This window comes from Leptospira johnsonii (assembly GCF_003112675.1).
GTDB lineage: Bacteria > Spirochaetota > Leptospiria > Leptospirales > Leptospiraceae > Leptospira_B > Leptospira_B johnsonii.
In genome coordinates this window covers 431521-447512 of sequence record NZ_BFAY01000005.1, presented here as the reverse complement: position 1 = coordinate 447512, position 15992 = coordinate 431521, and the positions used below count along the sequence as shown (strand labels likewise).

Genomic DNA, 15992 nt, shown 5'->3' with positions numbered 1-15992 from the left:
GAATTTTTCCGCACCTGTCCCGATTATGGAGACATGTAAACTGACCAAATTTCTGGGGGCTTCCCTGGAGGGAATACAACCATTTCCGGTATCTGTAGAGATCAATATCAAAAGAGGCATCCCAAGGTTCCTGATTACAGGACTTCCGAGCCCCGCGATCAAAGAATCCTCAGATAGGATCAGGATAGCAATTGAGAACAGCGGATTTGAATATTCTCTTCAGAATATTCTGGTCCATTTAGCGCCTGCCGGCAGAAAAAAGGAAGGGACATACTTAGATCTTCCCATTGCTGCCGGGATCTTATATCTCACAGAGCAGCTACCTAGTTCTGAAAAACTAGAACAATTTCTTTTCCTTGGCGAAGTGGGGCTCGACGGAACTGTAAAACCTTTGAAAGGAATTCTTCCTATACTTTTCGGATTGGAGAGTAAAGGTTTTACTGCGGCAGTTGTTCCTTTTGAAAATAGGAAAGAAGCTTCTATCCTGGAAAAAATTCCAATCTATGCAATCTCTCATCTGAAAGATTTAGTCTCCTTAGCTAAAGGAAAAATACAGCCGGAGCCAAAAGGAAGTATAAGGATCAAATCCGAAGTTCTTCCCTGGAAATCTGAATTTCATAAAAGTCAATTGCCTGCGATACGCGCCATTCAAATTGCAAGCGCTGGATTCCATCATTGTTTACTTTCAGGGCCTCCAGGCGCAGGAAAGACAATGCTTGCTAAATTAGCGCATGGATTTCTTCCTAAGATCCGAGAGAAAGAAGGGATCGAATTATTAGGCATCCGTTCCTTACAAGAGAATCTATCCGATACAGAAGTAGAAAGACCTTTTAGAAGTCCTCATCATACAACTTCCGATATTTCATTGGTTGGAGGTTCTAGCAGTTTAAAAATGGGAGAAGTTTCCCTAGCTGGAAATGGGATCCTATTCTTAGATGAACTTTCAGAATTCCATTCTAGGAATTTACAAGCGTTAAGAGAACCGATGGAAGAAGGGAAAATTACGATCTCACGGATCAATGGTTCTATCACCTACCCTGCTTCCTTTTTGTTCATAGGAGCCACCAATCCTTGTCCATGTGGATATTACCAAACCCTTATAAAGGAATGTAACTGCAGCGTTTCAAACGTCCGAAATTACCAGTCCTCCTTTAGCGGACCATTTTTAGATCGGATCGAAATATTCTATCATATAGGTTTTTCAGGGCTCTCCGATGGGGAGAAGGTTTCCATAAATCTAAAATCTATCCGAGATTCCATCCAATCAGCTTCGGATATACAATACCGTAGATTATTCAGAGAAACAGGTAAATTATACAACGGAAGATTAAGAGGAGAAGAAGTGGAAAGAATGATCCCTCTTTCCAAGGAATGCGAAACTTATTTTTGGAGGGCTGTCGGCTTACAAAAGTTTAGCATTCGTAAGGTCGCTCATTTTAGGAAAGTGGCAAGGACGATTGCAGATTTGGAAGGTTCGGAGGAAGTACTTTTGAGGAATTTAGAGGAGGCCCTTGTTTTCCTGAATTCCGGATGGTTTCCGGAAAACAGGGCCGTAACCTAACTTGTTCTTTCGACGGTTTTATTTTTGTGGTTACTTTGACAGGAAATGCGAGAGTTCCATAGCGATCTTATCGATTGCGAAATCAATGTAGTTTTCGTCTTCGATCTTCTTCTTATAGTCCTCGAATTTCCGCTTTTTGATCGGAACTCCTCGTTTTCTCAGAATCACTGGGTCCGGTCCGAACGGGTCGGACCCGGCCAAGTTGCCGAGAATTTGGATGCTTTTCATAGTTACTTCCTTGTAACGATTTAAGGTCCTCATCCTTGAGAACCCGCAGACAATTCGAAAATCGACTCGTTTTTCAAATCGCTTAACGATTGTTTTAGAATAGATTAAGATAATATTTCAGTTCCCTTTTTTCGGTAATAAGGGCCAGAGAGAAGGAGACAAAATGATCTCTAAAGGAAACGTTCTTGCTCAAATAATACCCCGCTGCCGTTTTCATTCTGCGGATCTTTGTCGGATCGAATATTTCCAGAGGGTGAAGTGGAGATGTTTTAGCCCAGTACTTCACTTCCGTAAAATAGAGGACGTTTTCTTTCTCACTGATTATGTCGATTTCTCCCCTTCTGATCCGAAAGTTTCTTTCTAGAATTTTATGACCTTGTTTACGAAGAAGTTCCGTGGCTAGATTTTCTCCATCTTTTCCTTTTAATACTCTTCGCTTAGAGTTAGGTCCCATACAGAGACCTGTTTTAGAAAAGAAGAATTGAGAGAACTTTTTTGATCCAAAAGTATAGATCCCAAAAAATTAAGAATTTGCAGTGGCTTCCTGTAGATCTAATGCCTTGACGATAAACAGATGATTCTCTTTTACCAGATCTATCAAGATCAGGTTTCTAACAAATGTTCCATATTCGTCTTTTATAATACGGATAGAAGGCCTTAAAGGTTTGTCCGCATTTGCTGCAAGAACGACTCCCACTCTTTTATCGGAAAGTTCCACACAAGAACCCACAGGATACAAGGAAACCTGATTCAAGAATGTTCGTACGATCTTTAGATCAAACTTACCTACATCCATACTGATCATGGATTTGATTGCTTCGTGAGGAAGTATTCTTTGTCTATGAGGTCTGTTTGTAATAAGAGCGGAAAAATTGTCCGCAATCGCATAGATCCTGGCATTCTCCTCTATCGCAGTGGCTGCGATCTTTTGGGGATACCCCTTTCCATCAAAACGTTCATGGTGTTGTAGAGCCACAACGGCCAAACTGTTTTTAATTTTGACTCTCTGAGTAAGTACCTGGTATCCTATGATCGTATGCTTTAGGATGGATTTGTATTCTTCGTCGGTGAGCTGGTCCGTTTTTTCGGAAATGGTCGCAGGTACCTTTGTCATTCCCACATCCGCTACTAAACAGGAAATCGCGAGATCCACCATTTTAGGTCGGGAGAAGTCCAGAAGTTTTCCTATGATGAGAGCATAGAATGTGGAAGTAGTGATCTGGTTATATAGATAATACCCAGGATTATTCATTCCCAAGATCAGATACGAAAGATTATTATGGGTCCTCACAAAGTCGGCCAATGCCTCACCTTGTTCTCTCACTGGACCAAAATCGAATACCTTATCGTCCGCAACTTTTCGATAAACGTCTTGTACTAATGCAAAAGTGTTTTTGTATAGATTGGAAAATTGTACCTTAATACGATTCAAGCTATCGTAGATACCTTTTAAAGGAAGAAGGTCCTCGTCTACGATCGTACTGATGATAAAATCCTCTAATTGGGTTTCCAATCTTTCAGGATCCACATCTATTACCAGGAGATCTCCGTGGGTCAATACCTCGGTGATCCCGAATCTTTTCAAACGTTCCAAGTCCGAATCAGTGATCGGAGTATTGGAAGTGATGAACAGATTTTCTTTGTCCAGATATACGGGCTTTGTGAATCTCATACCCGGCTTCAATTCGGACACGTTCAATTTTTTCATTTTTCAAATTCCCTTAATTTGCTTCCGCTTTTTGGCTGAGTACGAAAGCAAAAACACCCGCAACCGCTCTGTATAAATTTTCCGGGATTTCTTGACCCACCGGTATCGGAGAAAGTGCCTCGGCCAAAGGAGCATCCTCCACTATCGGAACTCCGTGTCTCTTTGCCACACCCTTGATCTTTTCACCTAAAAGACCTTCTCCCTTAGCTAGGATCTTGGGGCCTTTATTTTCGTCCGGTGTAAACTTTAGAGCTATTCCGAATTTCACGCAGTCCATTCCCTTCTCTGTAAAGAGGGCTTATATTGTATCCTGAGTTCCTGGAATCTAACTCCCGATTCTTCCAAGAACTGCATAAATTTTTTACGATTCCGACCTATATGCAAGTACAATTTAGAACTAGTATAAATAGCGGTTAGAATCAGGTCCGACGCATCTTCTTTTTTCCAATGGAATCTGTACAAACTCGGGCCGTCTTCTTTAGTCTCCATAAAGAGCACAAATATTCGACCCGGATCGGTTCCGCCCAAATAGCCTTCCGCATTTCCACCTTCCCATTCCCACTCGAAATAGGGAGTCTCTGATTTCCATTCGAAATGAGGAAAATAACTCTTCAAGAAGGACAAAATGCTGTCTTCGGAAACAGGACCTTCTTCTTTATGTAGTACTTTCTCCAAAACCCCTGTGAGCCCTTTTTCTAAAGGAGAAAAAATTTTGGAATCATCCGCTTCTAACGTTAGTTTCCTTTCTTGTATTTTCCATTCGGAGCCTCTGTCGGATAAAGTTCGAGATAAAAGTAATTGTTCTCCTGTAAGAAGATTAGTCTTAGTTTCGGCTTCTAATGTTTCTCCCTTCCAGACAAGTTTTGCTTTTCCATCTCTGGTACCTTCTTTCACCCAAACCCTAAAAAATGGAGCCTCTTTGGATTCTCCTTCGAATAGTTCGGGGTTAACTAGTTTATTGGAAGAATTGATTACAAGAGAGATTTGATGTGATTCTGGGACCCTGTCCGTTTTTCGGACCTGAGGACTCTGGTTCTTATCAATCGGATTGGGAGGAGGAATGGGAAGCATGGAATTTTTTAGTGAAAGACCTTCTGTGGATTCTTGCTAGTCCCAGGGTCCGGATTGCATCTTCATGTCCCGCGCTTCCGTATCCTTTATGCGCCTCGAATCCATAACCTGGAAACTTGGAAGCAATCGCTTTCATAAAACGATCCCGTTTTACTTTTGCAATGATGGATGCGGCCGCGATACTCGCGATCCTAGAATCCCCTTTTTTATAATAGTAAGACTGGCGTTTTACCTGTTCCGATTCCTTGTATTTGGAAAAATTATAGTTTCCGTCTATTAAGAGCAGAAGTTTTCTTCCGGTATTCTCTATCGGAGCTTCGGAGCCCTTTCTATAACATTTCAGTATACCTTCTAATACCGCTCTGTTGATCCCGTAACGATCTATATAGTTATGGGATAAGAATGCATGGGCGACTTTGTGGGCAGTTTCTGTGATCTCTTGAAACAAAGATTCACGTTTTGATTCGCTGAGCTTTTTAGAATCGTTTAATCCTTTTAAGATCTGTCCCGTATAGATCTTTTCCAGAACCTCCGGTGTAAATAATACCATTCCTACAGACAAGGGGCCTGCATATGGACCTCGCCCAGCTTCGTCTATTCCGCATGGAAGATGGTCTGGAAAAAATTTCAATTCTTCCGGTTCGAAATTTACGAGAGGCATTGGCTTTAAGGAGAAGTAAAAAAGAGAAGGAGGAGAGAATACGGCAGAGAGTAGTAGTCTGCCGCTTTTAAAAAAGGTTCTTATTCTGCAGTAGCAGCTGGCGCGCTCGCCTTAGCTTCTTCGGCAGTTTGGCGTTTTCTATCTTCTGCTACTAAAACTTTTCCGCCTTTCAACTCGCGAATACGAGCAGATTTTCCGGAACGTTCTCTTAAGAAGAACAGTTTAGAACGACGAACCTTACCTTTACGTACTAGTTCAATTTTAGCGATACGAGGAGAATAAAGTGGGAATACTCTCTCTACACCCACATCGTAAGAAATCCTACGAACGGTGAAAGATTTTCCGTTTCCGCCGTTGGAGATGGAAATCACAACTCCTTCGTATACCTGGACCCTTTCTTTGCCGGATTCTTGGATTTTATAATGGACCTTAACAGTATCCCCTACGTTGAAATTCAGGGTACGGTTTGCTTCTGTAGGAAGTCCGCTTTTTAAAAGTTCTTTCATAAATTCCTCGTAATATCAGGGTCGACTTTCTTTCGATTGGCATTGCGCCAAGATTCTATCGCCGCGTGGTTTCCGCCCAAGAGAATGTCTGGAACCTTCCAGCCATTATACTCTGAAGGTTTCGTATATTGTGGATATTCTAAAACATCCCTTTCGTTATGAGATTCTTCTTCTAGGCTCTCTCGGTCGCCTAAAAAGCCGGGCAAAAGCCTGGACACAGCATCTGTTATACAGAGGCTTGCCAAATCTCCGGCTGAAATTACATAATTTCCAAGGGACAGTTCTATGTCAACAAGATGCTCAGTTACCCTATGATCCACTCCTTCATAATATCCTGAAATAAGAGTGATCGGTTTTTGCAGCTTGGATAATTTCTCCGCGACGTTCTGATCGAATGGAATTCCGGAGGGAGCCGTAAGAATTACTAGTCCTCTATCTTCTCCTAATGATTTTAAGGCCAGGTCTATAGGCTCAACTTTTAAGAGCATTCCTGGACCTCCTCCATAAGGTGTGTCGTCTACCTTTAGATGTTTATTATTGGAGAAGTCTCTTAGATGTACAATGTTTACAGAGAACACTCCCTTTTGGATTGCCTTCTCCTGTAGTCCTTCCGAAAAGTAAGCCTGGATTTTGGAGGGGAATAAGGTAATAAAATTAAATTTCATTCCAATCCTCAGGACTTTTTAAGACGATCTTGCCTTCTTCTAAGAATACTTTTCCTACATGTTTTTCCACATAAGGAACTAACATCTCGGAATCTTCTGTTTGAAAGACTAAGATAGAATGTGCCGGATTTTCTAAAATGTCTACTAATTCCCAACCAAGTTCTTTTCCGTCTTCAGAGATTGCTTTCAGACCTTTCAGTTCGAATAGATAATATTCTTCGTTCTTGGATTTAGGAAAATGAGATCTATCTATATAAAGTTTTCCACCGGTTAAGGAAGAAGCGTCTTCCGGAGAGTTGATCCCTTCTAATTGCAGAAGTATCTTTCCTGCTTGTAGTGTGGATTTAAGTATCTTAACAGGCACAGGGTCCCGAGAAGGAAATTCTAGGATGGCTTGGATAGGAAATTTAAGTTGCGGAACGGAACTGTCCTCTGCAACCAATCGGACAAAACCCTTCAATCCGAAGGGTTTTCCTAAATGTCCGGTTAGGATACGAGTCTCAGTCAATAATTTCTAAGGAGAAATTTTTTCCGGCTTTAATGGAGGCTGCGGTCAAGATCGCTCTTAAGGACTTAGCGATCCTACCATTCTTGCCGATCACTTTCCCCACATCCTTAGGGGAAACCCGGAGTTCTAGGACGGTTTGTTCGTCGCCCTCAATTTCCTTTACGGAAATCTCCTCCGGATGATCTACTAGAGAAGTAACGATATAGCGGATCAGCTCTTCCATTACTTCTTCAGGGATTGCTTATATTCCGCCCAGATTCCCTCGTGTTTAATGAGGTTCAGAACGGTTCCGGTAGGTTGAGCACCTTTGCTGAGCCAGCCTAAAATTTTCTCTTTATTCAGGGTTGTTTGGCCTTTCACCTCTGCTGGGTGATAGTGTCCGAGAATATCGATAAATTTACCGTCTCTAGGGGAACGGGCATCTGCAGCCACTACCCGGTAGTGAGGGTTGTTTTTGGCTCCGGTTCTTTGTAGTCTGATCTTAACCAAAGTAAAATTCCTTCGAATAAATAAGGATGGGCTCACTGCATGAGTTTGCCCTAATACGCCATAATTTCGTGGAAAGTCTGACTGTCAATATTTAATAAAGTTATTACTTTACTAGGCTTTTTAGGCGGATCCCATTCTCGCTTGGGTCACCGGATTTGAATAAACCAGCCCCTACGACGCAGATATCCACTCCAGCCTGAGCGAGTTCTTTGATATTTGTATCATTGACTCCCCCATCCACTTCCAGCTCGATTGGGTAATTCGAGATCAAGGACTTGGTCTTTCTGATCTTGTCCATTCCCCCATCCACGAATTTCTGTCCATAGAACCCAGGTTCCACGGTCATGATAAGTACTAGATCGATATAAGGCAGAAGCGTTTCTAAAACGGAAACTGGGGTCCCGGGATTCAGAGAAACTCCCACTTTGGGTCCATTCTTCTTTATTTCTTGGGCTAAACGGATTGGGAAACGAGTGGTTTCCGTATGGAAAGTAATGCAGTAGGGATTTAGCTCGTAATATTTGTGAACGTGATTTTCTGGCTTCTCCACCATGAGGTGAACATCCAGAGGGATCTGGGTCATTGCCTTGATCTCTTTATTGATCGCTTCTCCGAAGCTGATCTGGGGCACAAAATTTCCGTCCATTACATCCATATGGACTAGGTCTATCCCTTCTTTTTTAAAGTTGGGAACAGTACTCGCAAGTGCAGTAAGTTGGGTGGCTAAAATAGAAGCGGAGATTTTCAAAATTCGTTCTCGTAGTCTTTGGATTTTACTTTCGAACCTTTCTCGTCCAGAAGAACCAGGGTCACGTCTCCCGTTCTGTAAAAGACGGTTTGGATTTTTTCTCCCTCTTGGTACGTTGTGGGAGCGCTGATTTCCGTTTGTTTGGTTTCGTCTTTTTGGTCTTTTACGATTAGGGAATACGTTCCGTTTTCAGGAGCCTCGTATACAAAACTTTCGTATCCGCTCTCTACTCTATCTTCCGGTTCGAAATAAAATACCTTAAACTTGTATTCGTTTCCCACTTTTTGGACTGATTCTATCTTTCCGTTATCGGGACGAAATTTGGTGACAACCACTTCTGCCTTGGAAGAAATTTTTGCTCTTACTAAGGCTCTTTGAGCGAACGCAAAAGAATCACCCGGTTTAAAATCTAATCCTGCTTGAGGTTCCCCTTCTTTTTTCTTGGTAGAAGGTTTTGTAACGAGTAAGAATACTTTTTCACCCGCGGTAATATTTTTACCTGCTTCTGGGATTTGGTCCACTACTGTGTCAGGCTGTTCTCCTTCTTTTACTTCCACATAGGTGATCCCACCTAGGGTCAGAGAAACGTAAGCCTCTCCAGAGAGAACTTTTTCCATGGAGTTTTTAGCGGAGACCAAACTTTGCCCTTTTAGGTTGGGCATATCGATCCTGTCTAAACCAATATTTACAGTAAGAGAAACTTTGGAGCCTGCTTCCACTTCTCTTCCTGGACGAATGGATTGGTAGATGATAATACCGTCTGTTTTGTCCGGATAACGTTTGGACTCCAATCTGACTTTCAGCTGGAGGCGCATTAACTCGTTATGGACTTCGTTGTACGGTTTGCCTATCACATCAGGCATGACCACCATGGTGGCACTTTTCGTACGAACGAATACTACTAAAAAAGCGGCTATGAAGAAGACTACTAAGCCGAATGCGATGAAAAAAAAGTAACCCCCGATAGGGAGATATTTAGAGCGGAGTTCTTCCTTGGTCACTCGAAACGATCCTCGTCCGAAATACGGAAACCGTTCATGAAATCTGAAACAGTCATTCTGTTTTTATTTTCCGGTTGGACGGAAAGGATCTCTAAGAAACGGCCATCTCCACACTGGAAAAGAAGGGCCTTTTTGTCCATTCGTTTCAATTTGCCTGGCTCTATCGGAGTTTCGGAAAAATCGACAGGTTTTGTTTTCCATAAAATCAAACGTTTGTCTTTAAAACGACAATATCCACCCAGATCAGGACTTAAAGCTCGTATTCGATTATGCAGTTCTACGGCGGAAAGTTTTAGATCCAGGACCCGATCTTCTGCCAGGATTTTAGTACAATACGTTGCCTTGGAATGGTCTTGCGGAGAGGCCTCGAAAGGTGAAGTTCTTGGGCCTTTTAAAAGCGGAATTAGACTTTCGATCCCTGCCTGGGTGATCTTTTCCATTAGGGTACCTGTATCATCTTCCTGGCTTACATCCACTTCATGAATGGCGATAATATCGCCTTCGTCCATTTTTTCTCCCAGGTATTGGATACTGATCCCTGTTTTAGTATAACCTTTCCAAAGAGAGGTTTGGACTGGTGAAGCGCCTCTCAGATCAGGAAGGATGGATCCATGTAGATTAATAGAACCGAATTTAGGATGAGAAAAAATTTCTTTAGGAAGAATAGAACCGTAAGCGAATACAACATAGAGCTCAGCATCGAACTTGGAAAAGTTTTGGAGTGCTTCTTCTTTTTCCTTCTTAATGGATTCGTATTGGAACACGGGAAGATTTGCAGAAACGGCTACTTCCTTTACTGGACTTGGGATAAGTGTTTTACTTCTGCCTTTCGGACGATCCGGATTTGTGACTACGAATTGTACTTGGATCTCAGGCTCTTGTAATAGCGCCTGCAAAAGTTTGGCAGAAGGTTCCGGGGTTCCAAAAAATGCGATTTTCATCAGACAAGATCCAATGGATCAAAATCCAATTCCAGGTAAACGTTTTTAGAAATTTTAAGAGGTCGGATCTCTTTTTTTAGGATCTCTCTCCATTTGTTCTGCACAGTTGTTTTGATCAGTATATGATTTCTAAAATTTGCATCTATTTTATAGAAAGGACAAGGGGCAGGACCTAAAACTACAGTGTTCGGTTCCGGCAGATATTTTTTGAGAACCTGGTGAACTTCTTCGATCGTTTTTAAGGAAAGACTTTCGTCTTTGGACCTGGATAAGATACGGACTAATCGAGAGAATGGAGGATAAAAAAGTTCTTCTCTTGTTTTGATCTCAGATTCATAAAATCGAATATAGTCTTGGTCCAAGGCCATTCGAATGATCGGATGGTCCACTGTGTTTGTTTCGATCAAAACTTCTCCGGCAAGATCGGATCTCCCTGCTCTTCCTGCGACCTGTGTTAAGAGAGAAAACACTCTTTCTCCTGCTCTGAAATCAGGAAGTCCTAAACCGATTCCTGCATTCAAAACCCCTACTAGGGTGACTCGTGCAGCATCTAATCCCTTGGAGATCATCTGGGTTCCAGTTAGAATATCTATCTCTCCTTCTACTAATCTTCCGATCACGTCAGTGAGAACACTTTTGTCCTGGATAGAGTCCTGATCTAAACGTTCTACTTTTGCGCCTGGAAAAGTTTCTAAAAGGAATTCTTCCAGTTTTTGTGTACCTGTTCCCATCATGACCAGCTTTTCTCCTAGTTTGGATTCTAATCTTTGGAGAGAATCCGAAAAACCGCAGAGGTGACAGATAACGGTACCTTTTTTATGATAACATAGATGAGAAGTGCAATTCGGACAAGGAATGTAAGCTTTTTCCTTTTCCGAATAGATGAGCGGACTGTACCCTCTTCTATTCAAAAGAAGAATGACCTGTTCTTTTTTATCTAACCTCTGTTTGATCGCAAACGTAAGTTCGGAACCGAGTAACCTTGCATCTTTTTTATTTTCTTCGATCCTGACTGTAGGCGGTTTTGCGGTCCCAGGCCTTTTGGTTAGCACTTGTAAACCTATCTTTCCGGTTTTTGCCAGATGATATACTTCTAAGGAAGGAGTTGCAGAGCCTAAAACTAGAACCGCTTTGTTTGTCCTGCAGCGTTGTAATGCAACTTGTCTTGCATGGTATCTAGGTGTAGAATGTTCCTTAAAAGAACCATCATGTTCCTCGTCTATAATGACTAAGCCCAAGTTTGAGATTGGTGCGAATACCGCAGATCTTGTACCTACTGCGATCCTTTTTTTACCTTGAAGAAGTTCCGTATATGCTTTGAATCTTTCTGAAACTTTTAAAGCGGAATGTAATAATGCGATCTCTCCCGGAAAGACAGCTTCTAATTTGCGGATAATATGATAAGTCAGGCCTATCTCAGGGACTAAAAGTAAAACTCCTTTGTTAGAGTTTTGAAGAATGTCGCGGATCAAATGCAGATATACTTCCGTTTTTCCACTTCCGGTAATTCCGAATAGAAGATGGATTGAATCCTTTCCAAAATCGGATCTTATATTTTGATAAGCCGCTTCCTGTTCTTCATTTAATGGAAATGGTTCGGTTGCAGTAAAACCTTCCGTAAGTTTTACTTTGGAATGCCTTCTTCCCGAAGGGATCATCTTATGGATACATTCCCCAAGAGAAGCAAGATACTGTTCTTTTACCCAATACGCGAGGCCAATCTGTTCTTCATTGATAACGGGAGTTTTATCTATGACCCGATCTACTTGTAAGACTGCGTAGCTGGGCTCGTTATGATGTAAGGATAATACGATACCTTCTTCTTTTCTTCCCCTAAGTTTGGCCTCTACTCTCATTCCGACTTGTGTGCCTGGAGGGACCTCGTAGGTGAATGTATCCTCTATGATGGGAAGATCGAAGGCTAGTTCTGCGTATTGGATCAAATTTTTTCTTTAATCTCCTGATGAAAGATCCCCAACTGGGAGAGAATACTTTCTTTGACTTCGATTTCCTTCTTCTTGGCTTCTTGGAATTCAGGAGAATCTGATTTGGTTGATTTTCTTTTTTGTTCTGCGGCTAAAATTGCTTCTGGAGAACGAAGTACCACCATCGGGGTCCCAGGCTGGAACTCTAAAGTTTTTCCCATTTGTTTGAGCGCTTCTTCTTTTCCGAAAAATAAAGTTGCTGCTGCCCCTAAGAGTATAATTCCTTGGATACCTTCTTCCTGGATCGTTTCTTGGACTTGGACCATGCAATTTTGCGTCCTCCTTTTCCAATCTTCTTCACCGGATCTGTCTTGGGAAAATAAACATCCCGGGAATTCCTGGAAGTAGAATTCCTTCATGGTGAATCCGAATACTTTTTGGATCATTCTATCGAATACGTCTTCTGCTTCGCTGGTCCTAAAAATTTTTAAAGGAGAAGTTTTTACATAGGATCCTTTTCCGGAAATTGTTTCACCGGTATAATGTAATACTAATATTTTCTTCCTGCCTCGGATGATAAAATGACGGACAGCGCTCAATCGATCGGAGCATAGTTTACAGGAGAAGTTTCGGTCTTCTTTTTTAGGAGGGATCCTCATTTGGATCCCTGGCATCGAAGTTTCGTTCTCTTTTTTAGATCCTATAGAGGACCAGTTCCAGGAATCTTTCCACTCCAGTTCCAAATCTTGGGGATCTTTTTCTCCCTGTCTGCGGAAGATGGGGAATTCTCCTTTTTGGACCAAAAATTTAAAGTCCTGTAGAATCCCTTTTAGTTCCTGAAAAACTCCAGGCTTAGTCATGGATGTCCTCCGCCTGTATTCCTAAAGATTTCATTTTTCTATACAAGTGCGATCTTTCTATTCCGAGTGCTTTGGAAGTTTTGGAAACATTTCCTTCGTTTGTTTGTAAGGTTTTCAGAATATACTGTTTTTCGAATTCTTCTTTTGCTTTTTTGAAGTCCCCTTTTTCCACCAGGTCGTTTGCTTTTACGAAACCTGTCATAGAATCTTTCACATCTTGGGCACGGATGATATCGCTCACGGTCATGATACAAAGTCTCTCGACCACATTCTTTAATTCTCTGATATTTCCCGGCCAGAAATGGTTTTCTAATATGGAAACCGCTTCCTTTTCTATAATTTTGGGCGAAAGATTATTTTCGGCGATTGTTTGTCTTACGTAGTGGTCCACTAAAAGTGGAATATCGGATTTACGATCTCTTAACGGAGGAATTACTATCGGGATCACATTCAATCTATAATATAGATCTTCCCTGAACTTCCCTTCTTTGATCGCTTCTTCCACGGGGATATTAGTAGCAGCGATAATTCGAACATCCACAGATACTTGTTCCGTACTTCCCAATTTTTCGAATCTTTGTTCCTGCAGGATACGAAGTACCTTTGCCTGGGTGGATAAGGACATATCGCAGATTTCGTCCAGAAATAAGGTGCCTCCATTGGCAGCCTCGAATTTTCCGATCCTTGTGTCGGTCGCGCCCGTAAATGCACCTTTTACATAACCGAAAAGTTCTGATTCTATCAATTCTTCCGGAAGAGCCGCACAATTTACTTCTACGAAAGGTTGGTCCTTTCTTTTAGAATTTTTGAATATAGTTTTGGCTACTAATTCCTTTCCCGTTCCATTTTCTCCGTAAATAAACACTCTGGCGTTTGTGGCTGCCGCCTGTGCGATGGAAAATTTTACTTTTTGGATAGCGGGAGAATTTCCTAAAATTTCATCCGATTCGAGTTTTATTTCCGGTGCTTCCGATCTTTCCGAATATGCTAATGCTTCCTCTACAGCTTCTAAAACTTTTGCGATCGATAAAGGTTTTTCTAAAAAGTTTAATGCACCCTTTTTAGTCGCTTGTACTGCGAGTTCTATAGTTCCATGCCCTGAAATCATCACTACCGGAACGGTCGGATAGATCTTTTTTATCTCATCTAGGATGACTAGTCCGTCTTCTTTTCCGAGCCAAACGTCCAAAAGGACCAGACTTGGTCTTTCTATCTTTAGATGTTTTAAGAAGTTTTTGCCGGAAGAGAATTGTTCGGCTTCGTAGTTCTCGTCCCCTAAAATATCTTGTAGGGATTTACGGATCTCCGGTTCGTCATCTACTATGAATATTCTCATTTAAGCTACCGGAAGTTCTATCCTGAATTTACATCCACCTAATTCGGAGGAGTCCACAGAAATATGACCGTTATGATCGATCACTGTTTTTTGGACGATTGCAAGTCCTATCCCTGAGACATGCTCTTCCTTTGTGGAATAATAAGGTTCAAAAACCTTAGATCTGTATTCGGGAGAAACTCCGATGCCATTATCTTCCACAAGTAAAACCACTGAACGTCTCATGATCCTTTTTTCTAATACGGTAGAAATACGAACTTTTCCTTGGAAGAAGCCAGAGTCACCTCTTTGCCTTCTCTTTTCGATGGCTTCCAGTGCATTTTTGAAAAGATTGTTCATGATCCCTAAAAACAGTTTTTTGTCCAAAAAGATTTCAGGCAAATTTTTAGCAAAGTTGAGCTCTATTTGAATTCCAGGAGTATGTTCGAAAAGTTTTGCACTTTCTAAGACCACGGGTTCCAGATGTTGGTTGATGAGTCTAGGCGCTGGCATTCTAGCAAACTCGGAGAATTCGTTTACCAGATGTTCCAAGATTTTTACCTGGCCGACTATAGTTTCACTTCCCTTTGTTACGATCTCTTGGAATTCTTCCGGAACTTCAGAAGTCAATTTTCTACGTATTCTTTCTGCAGAAAGTTGGATTGGAGTCAGTGGGTTTTTGATCTCGTGTGCCATTCTCTGGGCCACTTCTTTCCATGCGGCGATCCTTTGAGAATGCATCAACTCTTCATTTTTGGATTTTAAGTCCTTCACCATTTGGTTGAAGGATTCTACTAAAGCGCCGATCTCTCCTCCTTCCGTAAGAGGGAGATTAATATCTGTGTCTCCCAAGGAAACTTTTTGAGTGGCGTTTGCAAGATCTATGATCGGTCTAGAAATTTTCCGAGCGAATACAAGAGAAAAGAAGATCGAAAGTAGAAATGCGAATACAGTCAGCAATGTAATGGTGAGTCTGACCTCGTAAGGAAGTTTTTCCTTTGCTAGATCCGCAGTGATATAGTTTTTTCTGGTATTGATAAAAGAATATGCCTTGGATTCTTCTCCTTGAAAAACACGTTTTCCTAATATCAAAAATTTTGTCGGATTTAAAGAATCTATTTTAAGTAGATAAAATCCTAAATTCTGGCTTAATACTAATTTTTCGGAAATACCTTCCGTTCCGAAACTTGTAAATTCTTCCGGAGAAATTGTCAATTTTAAGGATCTGTTTTCAAGTGTGGGTATATTATTATCATACCAGCCCACATAATAATTCGGATTGGAAATTAGATCCAATTCGTTTGCTCGATTGGTAAGCAGATTCGGATTTGGATTTTGTCTTTGGACCAAATTCCTGAATAGTTTGGCCTTTTCTAATAGATTGTTTTTTTCGAGATCTAATTCCTTTCGGACAAAATGATCTCCTGCTTCCAATGCCTGGGCGATATCTAAACCATAAAATCCTTCGAATACCCTTCCTATCACATTGGAAGTAAGTAAGAATACTGGAAAAGAAGGAAGCATTGCGATGAATAGAAAGGAAAGAGAAAGTCTATAACGAATAGAACTTTTGAGCCTTCCGGTTTCTAAATTTCTGCGATTCCTGTAAAAATAAGAAAGTATCAGGAATAGTACGACTAATGGAACGGTATAATATACATAGATCAGTATCCGATCTACTATATCTATATTTTCTGAATTTCTAAAATGGATTAGTTCAGCTGCAAGTACTGCAATAGAGATCACTCCGGATAAAATCAGAAGATCTCGAAGGTAGTATCGATTCTCCTCCTCTATCCGGAATG

Annotated in this window: 19 protein-coding genes; 1 reads left to right on the top strand and 18 read right to left on the bottom strand. The window is 41.3% G+C overall.

The features are described from left to right. Positions 1-25: 25 nt before the first annotated feature. The gene (locus LPTSP_RS03330) at positions 26-1561 is read left to right on the top strand and encodes a YifB family Mg chelatase-like AAA ATPase (RefSeq protein ID WP_108927406.1); all 1536 of its coding nucleotides are present in this window, start codon (positions 26-28) and stop codon (positions 1559-1561) included. A gap of 30 nt (positions 1562-1591) precedes the next feature. On the opposite strand, the gene LPTSP_RS03325 is transcribed toward LPTSP_RS03330, so the two are convergent. The 18 genes from LPTSP_RS03325 to LPTSP_RS03240 form a co-directional block, all read right to left on the bottom strand. Continuing rightward, complete coding sequence (locus tag LPTSP_RS03325) at positions 1592-1789, bottom strand: hypothetical protein (protein ID WP_008590301.1); 198 nt, start codon at positions 1787-1789, stop codon at positions 1592-1594. 94 nt (positions 1790-1883) lie between these two features. Beyond that, entirely contained in the window at positions 1884-2243 is a 360-nt protein-coding gene (locus LPTSP_RS03320; protein ID WP_108927405.1) for a YraN family protein, read from the bottom strand. 69 nt (positions 2244-2312) lie between these two features. Next, positions 2313-3497 (bottom strand): HD-GYP domain-containing protein, encoded by a 1185-nt coding sequence (locus LPTSP_RS03315; protein ID WP_108927404.1) that lies wholly within the window; start codon positions 3495-3497, stop codon positions 2313-2315. A gap of 13 nt (positions 3498-3510) precedes the next feature. Beyond that, complete coding sequence (locus LPTSP_RS03310; protein WP_174704417.1) at positions 3511-3774, bottom strand: EscU/YscU/HrcU family type III secretion system export apparatus switch protein; 264 nt, start codon at positions 3772-3774, stop codon at positions 3511-3513. Then, the gene (locus LPTSP_RS03305; RefSeq protein ID WP_108927403.1) at positions 3762-4568 is read right to left on the bottom strand and encodes a hypothetical protein; all 807 of its coding nucleotides are present in this window, start codon (positions 4566-4568) and stop codon (positions 3762-3764) included. Before LPTSP_RS03305 ends, LPTSP_RS03310 begins: the two co-directional genes overlap by 13 nt. Then, the gene (locus tag LPTSP_RS03300) at positions 4537-5229 is read right to left on the bottom strand and encodes a ribonuclease HII (RefSeq protein ID WP_108927402.1); all 693 of its coding nucleotides are present in this window, start codon (positions 5227-5229) and stop codon (positions 4537-4539) included. The genes LPTSP_RS03305 and LPTSP_RS03300 overlap by 32 nt, the downstream gene beginning before the upstream one ends. A gap of 80 nt (positions 5230-5309) precedes the next feature. Further along, positions 5310-5735 (bottom strand): 50S ribosomal protein L19, encoded by a 426-nt coding sequence (gene rplS / locus LPTSP_RS03295; RefSeq protein ID WP_108927401.1) that lies wholly within the window; start codon positions 5733-5735, stop codon positions 5310-5312. Then, positions 5732-6400: a tRNA (guanosine(37)-N1)-methyltransferase TrmD gene (trmD, locus tag LPTSP_RS03290; protein ID WP_108927400.1), complete on the bottom strand. Its 669-nt coding sequence runs from the start codon at positions 6398-6400 to the stop codon at positions 5732-5734. Before trmD ends, rplS begins: the two co-directional genes overlap by 4 nt. Continuing rightward, positions 6390-6908, bottom strand: coding sequence for a ribosome maturation factor RimM (gene rimM / locus LPTSP_RS03285; protein ID WP_108927399.1), 519 nt, complete (start codon positions 6906-6908; stop codon positions 6390-6392). Before rimM ends, trmD begins: the two co-directional genes overlap by 11 nt. Further along, a complete protein-coding gene (locus LPTSP_RS03280) occupies positions 6901-7131 on the bottom strand; it encodes a KH domain-containing protein (protein ID WP_008591501.1) in 231 nt (76 codons plus the stop codon). The genes rimM and LPTSP_RS03280 overlap by 8 nt, the downstream gene beginning before the upstream one ends. Beyond that, positions 7131-7397, bottom strand: a complete 267-nt coding sequence (gene rpsP / locus LPTSP_RS03275) for a 30S ribosomal protein S16 (RefSeq protein ID WP_108927398.1) — start codon at positions 7395-7397, stop codon at positions 7131-7133. Before rpsP ends, LPTSP_RS03280 begins: the two co-directional genes overlap by 1 nt. Before the next feature lie 103 nt (positions 7398-7500). After that, positions 7501-8145: a ribulose-phosphate 3-epimerase gene (gene rpe, locus LPTSP_RS03270; protein WP_108927397.1), complete on the bottom strand. Its 645-nt coding sequence runs from the start codon at positions 8143-8145 to the stop codon at positions 7501-7503. After that, positions 8142-9146, bottom strand: a complete 1005-nt coding sequence (locus LPTSP_RS03265) for a PASTA domain-containing protein (RefSeq protein WP_108927396.1) — start codon at positions 9144-9146, stop codon at positions 8142-8144. Before LPTSP_RS03265 ends, rpe begins: the two co-directional genes overlap by 4 nt. Continuing rightward, positions 9143-10087: a methionyl-tRNA formyltransferase gene (gene fmt / locus LPTSP_RS03260; protein ID WP_108927395.1), complete on the bottom strand. Its 945-nt coding sequence runs from the start codon at positions 10085-10087 to the stop codon at positions 9143-9145. The genes LPTSP_RS03265 and fmt overlap by 4 nt, the downstream gene beginning before the upstream one ends. Continuing rightward, positions 10087-12030 carry a replication restart helicase PriA gene (gene priA, locus LPTSP_RS03255; protein WP_108927394.1) on the bottom strand — a complete coding sequence of 648 codons (1944 nt, stop codon included), beginning with the start codon at positions 12028-12030 and terminating at the stop codon, positions 10087-10089. Before priA ends, fmt begins: the two co-directional genes overlap by 1 nt. Next, positions 12027-12872, bottom strand: coding sequence for a hypothetical protein (locus tag LPTSP_RS03250; protein ID WP_108927393.1), 846 nt, complete (start codon positions 12870-12872; stop codon positions 12027-12029). The genes priA and LPTSP_RS03250 overlap by 4 nt, the downstream gene beginning before the upstream one ends. Then, positions 12865-14208 carry a sigma-54-dependent transcriptional regulator gene (locus LPTSP_RS03245; RefSeq protein WP_108927392.1) on the bottom strand — a complete coding sequence of 448 codons (1344 nt, stop codon included), beginning with the start codon at positions 14206-14208 and terminating at the stop codon, positions 12865-12867. The genes LPTSP_RS03250 and LPTSP_RS03245 overlap by 8 nt, the downstream gene beginning before the upstream one ends. Beyond that, the gene (locus tag LPTSP_RS03240) at positions 14209-15984 is read right to left on the bottom strand and encodes an LIC_11548 family sensor histidine kinase (RefSeq protein ID WP_174704421.1); all 1776 of its coding nucleotides are present in this window, start codon (positions 15982-15984) and stop codon (positions 14209-14211) included. Positions 15985-15992: the final 8 nt, after the last annotated feature.

Bases quoted from the DNA above. Each gene is read 5' to 3' on its own strand.
- LPTSP_RS03305 (WP_108927403.1), bottom strand. From the start codon at position 4,568: ATGCTTCCCATTCCTCCTCCCAATCCGATTGATAAGAACCAGAGTCCT.
- fmt (WP_108927395.1), bottom strand. From the start codon at position 10,087: ATGAAAATCGCATTTTTTGGAACCCCGGAACCTTCTGCCAAACTTTTG.
- LPTSP_RS03330 (WP_108927406.1), top strand. From the start codon at position 26: ATGGAGACATGTAAACTGACCAAATTTCTGGGGGCTTCCCTGGAGGGA.
- LPTSP_RS03310 (WP_174704417.1), bottom strand. From the start codon at position 3,774: ATGGACTGCGTGAAATTCGGAATAGCTCTAAAGTTTACACCGGACGAA.
- trmD (WP_108927400.1), bottom strand. From the start codon at position 6,400: ATGAAATTTAATTTTATTACCTTATTCCCCTCCAAAATCCAGGCTTAC.
- LPTSP_RS03280 (WP_008591501.1), bottom strand. From the start codon at position 7,131: ATGGAAGAGCTGATCCGCTATATCGTTACTTCTCTAGTAGATCATCCG.
- LPTSP_RS03250 (WP_108927393.1), bottom strand. From the start codon at position 12,872: ATGACTAAGCCTGGAGTTTTTCAGGAACTAAAAGGGATTCTACAGGAC.
- LPTSP_RS03325 (WP_008590301.1), bottom strand. From the start codon at position 1,789: ATGAAAAGCATCCAAATTCTCGGCAACTTGGCCGGGTCCGACCCGTTC.
- rplS (WP_108927401.1), bottom strand. From the start codon at position 5,735: ATGAAAGAACTTTTAAAAAGCGGACTTCCTACAGAAGCAAACCGTACC.
- LPTSP_RS03315 (WP_108927404.1), bottom strand. From the start codon at position 3,497: ATGAAAAAATTGAACGTGTCCGAATTGAAGCCGGGTATGAGATTCACA.
- LPTSP_RS03300 (WP_108927402.1), bottom strand. From the start codon at position 5,229: ATGCCTCTCGTAAATTTCGAACCGGAAGAATTGAAATTTTTTCCAGAC.
- LPTSP_RS03245 (WP_108927392.1), bottom strand. From the start codon at position 14,208: ATGAGAATATTCATAGTAGATGACGAACCGGAGATCCGTAAATCCCTA.
- LPTSP_RS03320 (WP_108927405.1), bottom strand. From the start codon at position 2,243: ATGGGACCTAACTCTAAGCGAAGAGTATTAAAAGGAAAAGATGGAGAA.